Raw genomic sequence first — 6,970 nt, 5'->3', positions numbered from 1 at the left:
CAGCTTAGTAAATGTCATCGCAATCGCTGTTTGATGCACTCATACTGGAACTGTAGCGAGCATAGCTCAACTTAACCACCCCCTATCCCTAGTGCCGCTGCGTAAGTCCTGTTTTGATAATACTCATGAGTCAGCTCCTTAAGGATGGGAATGAATGTTCAAGCTAGTTCGCTATTTTTTGATTAGTCTCAGCGGCTAGCTGGTTCACCCTCTAGGCCTATAACTATGACCGATCAGCGTTTGATTTCGTGAATGAGTTGATTGACTCCAACACGATGTGCAAAAAATATTTTTCAAATCGAGCTATTAAGGGCTGAATCGGCGATCGCTAATTTTCTTCCTATAGCTAGGATCATCAGTGCCGAGTAAGATGTCCCAAAAAGTAAAATACAGCCCGTAATGGGTGGTGTACTTGAGATGATGAATGGAATGATGGGCAGGTCCAATAAACCACCGACCAAACCAGTGGTGAGGAAATGAAGCGGGTAAGCGATCGATTCCAAGATGGTTTAATGCTGCCCATACTGTCATCGTTGTGAGAACCGCAATCAGCGTGACGAAATGCAACGGTATAACAAAAATGATGCCGATCAGGAAAAAGGACTGAACAACTGCCTCTAAGGGGTCAAAGGCAAATGAAGTCCACGGGGTAGGATGGTGCGATCGATGATGTCCCTGGTGCAGCCAGGGAAAGAGATTTGGGTGGTGAAATAAGCGATGGGTAAAGTAAAAGTAGGTATCTTGGAGAACTAACACCGCGACATAACTCATCCCCAGATACCACAGCCCATACTGTTGAGGGTGGCTATACAGTCGAGTAATGCCCCAACTGTAAGCGGATAGAGTAAATGCTGCCGCCAGCGCAAACACCCCTGCTGAAAGAACAGAGAGTTGAATATCGCGTTGAATCGATCGCCAAGAAGGAGTCCGGTGTTGCAAGTTACGATCAACAAAGGATTGACTGAATCGCGAGTAGAACAATAAGTAAGTTCCTCCTGCCACCAGAAAATATCGCAACAAAATAATTCCAAAAGAAGCAATACCGTAAAATCCAAACGAGTGACTGATCAATTTAATCTCCTTGCCATTCCCGATCCTCTAATTCCTTTTGAGGCAGCAGCAATGTAGTTTCAATCTCTTGCCGGATTGCTGCTGTGACTTCACAGTTACTATTCAAGCAATCGACTAGAAGCTGATTGGCATCGTAGTAGCTTTGCAGCACTTGCTTTTGCTCAGGGCTAAACTGCCAGGAATGGTGAATATTTCGGTAATCGGCAGTTGTGTCGCGCAATTGTTTTATCCAGGCAGAATAGTGAGTTTGCCACCAAACCTGAAACCGTTCTTGATTTTGATTAGGAGAGGGTAACTGGTCTCTCAACTGTTGGAGCGACTTGTAAAATCCCGCATCTAAAACCATTACCATAATGTTGTTAAGTGCTTCGCCACACGCATTCGCATGGGCAAAATCCTGACTGTGATTAATGGCACACTCTAGCAGTAAATTGTCTAATGCCGCATCTAAAAACATCCCTTGATCAAGGGTACTAGCTAAAGCAAAGTGAGTCGCTGTATGGGGATTTTGGGCAAGAGCAAGGTAAAACGCTCGTGAAGTTGCAACTTTGGGTTGAGATGAAAGGGTTTGGGATTTTTGACTAGCCCACATCAAAAATTCCTGCAAATAGGGGTCTTGAGCAACCAATCCATCAATCTGTTGCTTCATCAACTGCACCAGGGAATCGGCACTCCGCAACATGGCAGCTGTCAACAAGAAAACTTCGCGCCAATGCTGATCGGTAATGTGGCTGACCAGTCCTCCCAGGGTTTGCTCTAGTGCCCGCAAGTTGTGGCTGGCAACAATTTTGCGCGCCGTGAAGTATTCTTGAAATGCCAGATAGGAAAACGAAAAAATTCCTCTTGCCCGCTCGGTCAATAACCCGTGCTGTGCCTCGATCGCATTTAACATGGCCTCGCTTTCGAGTTGCAATTCCTCTGGCTCTAAGGGCACACCCGGCAAGTTCCGCAAATAGTCACCGATATATTGCTCGATCGTGCGCTGCTCAAAGAAATACTGCCCCTGTTCAAAGGTTACTGCTGCTAGCTGACTCAACAGCCTCAGTTTTTGGGGTAACAAAAACCCTCGATACACATCATCGCGTTCAACTCCTTTTGCTTCATCCCATTGGCCCAGCAGCAGATCTAACCCTTGTTTATAAAACTCACTTCGCTTAGTTGGAAACTTTTCTTGACCATGAAACACCCAGCAGGCGAGATGCAAAAACAAAGGGGTGACCACCAGTTGCCGAAACTGCCAGTTTTCTGGCAAGTCTAGCTTCTGAATAAACTGAGCAGCCTGCTCCTGTCCTGATCGAGTTGTTGTTTGGGTGAGCGCCAAAAACCACTTTTGCGCGAAGACAATAATTTGAGCTTGAGTAAAGGGAGCGACTTCTACATCCGTGAACCCTTGCAGCTGCAGCCGTTGGGCAGCAGTGCGACAGGACACAACAAATCGGTTGCGGTGATACTGGTTAGAGAATTTGCGAATCTCTCTCAGAACTGGTGTGATGTCCTGATTCAGCACCTCATCCATGCCGTCCAACAATAGCAAAACTCGCCCCGCTTGCAGCAGAGCTTCCAGCACCGACGGGTTTGAAATTCCGGTGGTGAGAAAGGTCTGACGGATATAGCTTAAGAGGCTAAACTTGCCTGTATCTCTGGATTCTTCAGCAAAATCTCTCAGGGCAATGAAGATTGGCACTTGATGGGCAGCAAACTCACCTTGGTTGCACTGAATCGCTAGATGCTGCAAAAAAGTGGTTTTGCCTACGCCTGGTTTGCCCAATACCCTCAGCTTTGAGTAGGTTTCAACCGCCTGCATTCCTGGTATTTGCTTTTGCTCAACCGCTCCCAAACCTACGCGATCGAATTCGGTGGGCTTCAAGTTTTGCAAATCAGCAATTTCAAACCACTGTTGGCTGGCAATTTCCTCCAGAATATTTACATCCACATAGATGTCATCCAGGCTAACTGGATGGCTGATGTCGAGCAACTGCAAGATTCCGCATTGGGTTTGAATGGTATCTCGATGTTGCGATCGCACCTGTTGCGTCAACCGATCAATATCTAGAGGAATAGTCCCACCTATCTCTCCAGGGTCTAAAAAATCGACCGGCGGACTGTCTGAGATTTCTCGCCAATCTAAGTCAAGGATCGAGCAGATAGATAGAAAAACCTGGCGATCAACAGGTTGCCCCGTGAAAAATCGCCAGATCGGCTGGCGGGTCTTTAGGTTTACCTCCCCTGCTAAATTTTCCTGAGTCCAGCCTTTGAGAGCAAAGGCTCGTTTAGCCTGTTGAATACCAGAAAGGGATACTCGGAGCGATCGCTTGACCATAAAATAAATAGCTCATATCTTAGGCTGAGAAATTTAAACTTTTATAAAAAATAGGCATTTCACGGGTTCTTTTATGTTAACTGCCTTTCAAGGTAGTGAAATAATACATATCCTAAAGACACTGCGTTAATTCTCATCCGGTTGAAATCAAATCAAACTTTCGGCTGCAAAAAATAATCCCTGTTTTTCTAGAAAACTCTCTCAAAGTTCTTTTTTGCTCCTCGCTTCAGTATTTTCGGTTGATTTGGCTTTCACATCATCAGGAGGTAGGCTAACGTCAAATTTCAATTTTGTAACGAATTAAAACATGGCGATCGCAATCTTATACCCCTAATTTTTTTGCCAAATAGATCTGAGAACTACACTAGAGAAAGGAAATCCCGATAAATCACGATCAGGAAGCAATTTTGAACACTCTGAGGAAGACATGCAGGTTGGCGTAATCTCTGACACACACGGGCTGTTGCGCCCTGAAGCAGTAGCGGCTCTGGCAAATTCTGAGCTAATTCTTCATGCGGGGGATATTGGTAACCCGGAAGTTTTGGCAGAGTTGGAAGCGATCGCCCCTGTAGTTGCAGTGCGTGGCAACAATGATACGGATGAATGGGCAAAGGCGATCGCTGAACGTCAAACTCTCAAAATTGAAGATGTATCCGTTCATATCCTGCACATCGGACGAGAGTTCAATCTGTTTGAAACCACCGGTGTACAGGTTGTGATTAGCGGACATTCCCACAAGCCGTCGATTGTAGAAAACAATGGAATTCTTTTTCTCAACCCAGGAAGTGCTGGGCCACGACGATTTAAGTTACCGATCTCAGTGGCTCACCTGCGCGTAGAGGGAAAAGCTGTCCACGCAGAAATTGTGGAACTGGCCGTATAAAGTGAGTTTTTGAGTGACTGATTCAATGTCCGACCTCTCTCCCCAAAGCGTTGCTGAGCAGCTTCTGGCTGATTTTCGCCAAGAGCAACAACTGGTGAATCTAATCATTCAAGGCTGCATTGAACATCGTTGGGCAGTTGGAGAAGCAGAAAAAGAGATATCCAAAGCGATGATTTACAATGCCTTCGAAACCTATGCGGTTGAGCGAGGGATTTCCCTAGAGCAAGCAGAACAATTCTGTGAACAGCATCTAGATGAGTTGATTCAACGAGTGCAATCAGCCCTTTGATTTGTTTGGAAATTTAGGAGCGCCCCAGCAACTTAATTCTTAATTGTGCTCCTCATTCAAAACCTCCTGTTGAATTGGCAACTCGATGATAAATTCAGCTCCTTGCCCCGGTGTGGAAATACACTGTAAGTTTCCTCCATGCCTTTCGGTGATAATCCGATAGCTGATGGATAGCCCTAACCCTGTTCCCTTACCGACCGATTTAGTCGTGAAGAAAGGGTCAAACAATTGACGTTGAGTGGTTTCGGAAATACCTGACCCATTGTCTGCAATCCGAATAGCAATCCGTTGAGAATTGAGCCTCTGAGTTCTGATCCAGATTGTTGCTGATAGCTCCGGATGTAACTGAAAGTGCTGCTGATATTCCTCTAGTGCATCAATTGCATTGCTCAGAATATTCATAAAAACTTGATTAATCTGTCCGGCATCACACTCCACTAAAGGCAGATCACCATACTCTTTGATGATAGTAATGCCAGCAAATCCTGACTTGGCTCTAAGTCGGCTTTGCAGAATGAGCAGCGTACTTTCAAGTCCTTCGTGCAGGTCGGATGGTTTGAAATTTGCACCATCAATGCGAGAGAAGTTTCGCAATGCCAAAACAATCTCTTGGATGCGATCGACTCCAACCTGCATAGAGGACAGCAGCTTGGGCAGGTCATCTATCAAGAAATCCAGGTCGATTGAGTTAGCTTCTGCCTGAATTTCGGCTGCAGGGCAGCAATAGTGTTGTTGATAGCGCTCCAGCAACCCCAGCAAATCATGAATGTAACTGTTGGCATAAGTGAGATTGCCCGCAATGAAAGTTAGGGGATTATTAATTTCATGGGCAACGCCTGCGACAAGCTGTCCGAGAGAAGACATCTTCTCACTGTGAATGAGCTGAGTTTGGGTTTCTTTCAGTTGCCATAGAGCTTGTTCTAGCTGCTGAGCGTATGTTCGCAGATAGTTTTCTGAGCTACGCAGTTGCAGTTCCACCTGGTGACGTTCTGCCATTTCTGCCAACAGGTCTTCATTGGTGCGTCTTAAGTCGATAGTACGCTGTTCAACTCGTTGCTCTAACTCCTCTTTGGATTGACTCAATGCTTGCTGAGAGTGTTCTAATGTGACTAACAACTGATTGAGCATCCTAATCAAACGGGACAGCTCGTCGCGACCACCCTCCTGTAAGCGCAAGGATAAGTCTTCGGTATCACGAATATTGCTAACTTCCCGGCTCAGCCTGGTTAGTCTGGATAAAACGAGCTTTTCTAGTAGCACTAGGGTGACGATGCCAAACAGCAAACCAGTAGAGAATAGGACTTGAATCAAGTACCTCCAGCTTCTTAGCCCCTTGTGATAAACGTCTCGCTCACTGTCTACCCGTATCAGCAGAGCAGGATTGTTGTAGATGTCGCGGATTTGAGTATAGCCAGCAATGCGATCGCGGCTTAGGGGTTCTACATAAATGGATGAAGAGTCACCTAGAGCCATCTGTGCTGCCCGAAAGTCCTCAGGCAAGGGCTGTTGTGCAGGAAAAGCAGCGATCGATAGGTGAGTTAATGCTTCCAGCTTCTTAAATTTAGATGCATCCAGGCATCGTCCAAAAATTAAAGTGCCTCGTATGGGGCCAGAGCGATCGCTGCGTCGAATCGGTTGTGAGGCAACTAGAAAGGGGGCTTCGGGCAGCATCAGAATGCCGCTCAGTTTGCTCTCAAGTTCAGCGTGACGCGCCAAACGGGGATGATTAGTCAGGTGTTCTTGTAAGCCTGAGGGCAAAGGAGTGACTTCATGCTTTTGAAGATCAAAACCTTGAGCAAAAACAATCTTCCCAGCTTGGTTGATGTAAACAACAAGATTTAGTTTGAAATTAGCAATGGAACTGTTATCTAAATTTCCTGCAATGTATGCTGCGTTGCGATCTTCAATGAACTGATAGGTTTCATCCCAAGGCGACCAATCCCCTACCATTGCCTCTAACTCTGCCATATCATTGGCGATCGCATCTGAGACTCGTTGAACATTCTGGTAAGTCTGCTGTATTTCAACCCGTTCAAACCCGGTCAACCAAATCCGGGAGAGAACCAGCGACAGCACCAGCAGCAAACCCAGCAAAGTAGCCGCAATGATCAAGAGCGTCTTGTGGCGAAGCGTCACAGCATTAGTTCCTTACCATTACGGCAATCTCGTTCTGCTTGACTTAACCTTAAGTAGATGAAAAACCCTGCTCAATCAAGCGTTCTATCGCACCCGCTTTCATATAGAACATAACTGAGGTACTTTACCTGAACTGATACCTATATTTGCTCTTTCGCTATGAAAATAGAACCTACTGATATAACCGATATATTAGCTAACCGAAACCAAGCAAGAAGGGATCTATCAAGCTAGTTCTCTAGTAGGTCGCACACTGATCTAGTTTCTAGTT

The 6,970-nt window shown here is 45.9% G+C and carries 5 protein-coding genes; 2 read left to right on the top strand and 3 right to left on the bottom strand.

The genetic code is table 11. From position 1 onward, the window contains the following. Positions 1–306 precede the first annotated feature (306 nt). Positions 307–1,071 carry a sterol desaturase family protein gene (locus tag H6F93_RS07235; RefSeq protein ID WP_190679894.1) on the bottom strand — a complete coding sequence of 255 codons (765 nt, stop codon included), beginning with the start codon at positions 1,069–1,071 and terminating at the stop codon, positions 307–309. 1 nt (position 1,072) lies between these two features. Further along, entirely contained in the window at positions 1,073–3,391 is a 2,319-nt protein-coding gene (locus H6F93_RS07230; protein WP_190679893.1) for an NACHT domain-containing protein, read from the bottom strand. 427 nt (positions 3,392–3,818) lie between these two features. Between H6F93_RS07230 and H6F93_RS07225 the strand changes: the two genes are divergently transcribed. Together H6F93_RS07225 and H6F93_RS07220 are read left to right on the top strand one after the other, a co-directional pair. Beyond that, positions 3,819–4,274, top strand: a complete 456-nt coding sequence (locus H6F93_RS07225) for a metallophosphoesterase family protein (protein ID WP_190679892.1) — start codon at positions 3,819–3,821, stop codon at positions 4,272–4,274. Between the two features lie 25 nt (positions 4,275–4,299). Then, positions 4,300–4,563, top strand: coding sequence for a hypothetical protein (locus tag H6F93_RS07220; protein ID WP_190798669.1), 264 nt, complete (start codon positions 4,300–4,302; stop codon positions 4,561–4,563). A 39-nt stretch (positions 4,564–4,602) separates the two neighbouring features. Here the strand turns inward: H6F93_RS07220 and H6F93_RS07215 are convergent, their stop codons facing one another. Next, on the bottom strand, positions 4,603–6,699 hold the full coding sequence (locus H6F93_RS07215; RefSeq protein WP_190679890.1) for a CHASE4 domain-containing protein: 2,097 nt from the start codon (positions 6,697–6,699) through the stop codon (positions 4,603–4,605). Positions 6,700–6,970: the final 271 nt, after the last annotated feature.

This window comes from Leptolyngbya sp. FACHB-671, from assembly GCF_014695745.1.
Classification (GTDB): Bacteria; Cyanobacteriota; Cyanobacteriia; order Elainellales; family Elainellaceae; genus JAAUTN01.
Note: the sequence above shows the minus strand (reverse complement) of the source record. Positions and strands in the feature narration are given on the sequence as shown.

What these genes read in the sequence shown, in the direction of transcription:
- H6F93_RS07225 (WP_190679892.1), top strand. Translation starts at nt 3,819, where the DNA reads ATGCAGGTTGGCGTAATCTCTGACACACACGGGCTGTTGCGCCCTGAA.
- H6F93_RS07220 (WP_190798669.1), top strand. Translation starts at nt 4,300, where the DNA reads ATGTCCGACCTCTCTCCCCAAAGCGTTGCTGAGCAGCTTCTGGCTGAT.
- H6F93_RS07230 (WP_190679893.1), bottom strand. Translation starts at nt 3,391, where the DNA reads ATGGTCAAGCGATCGCTCCGAGTATCCCTTTCTGGTATTCAACAGGCT.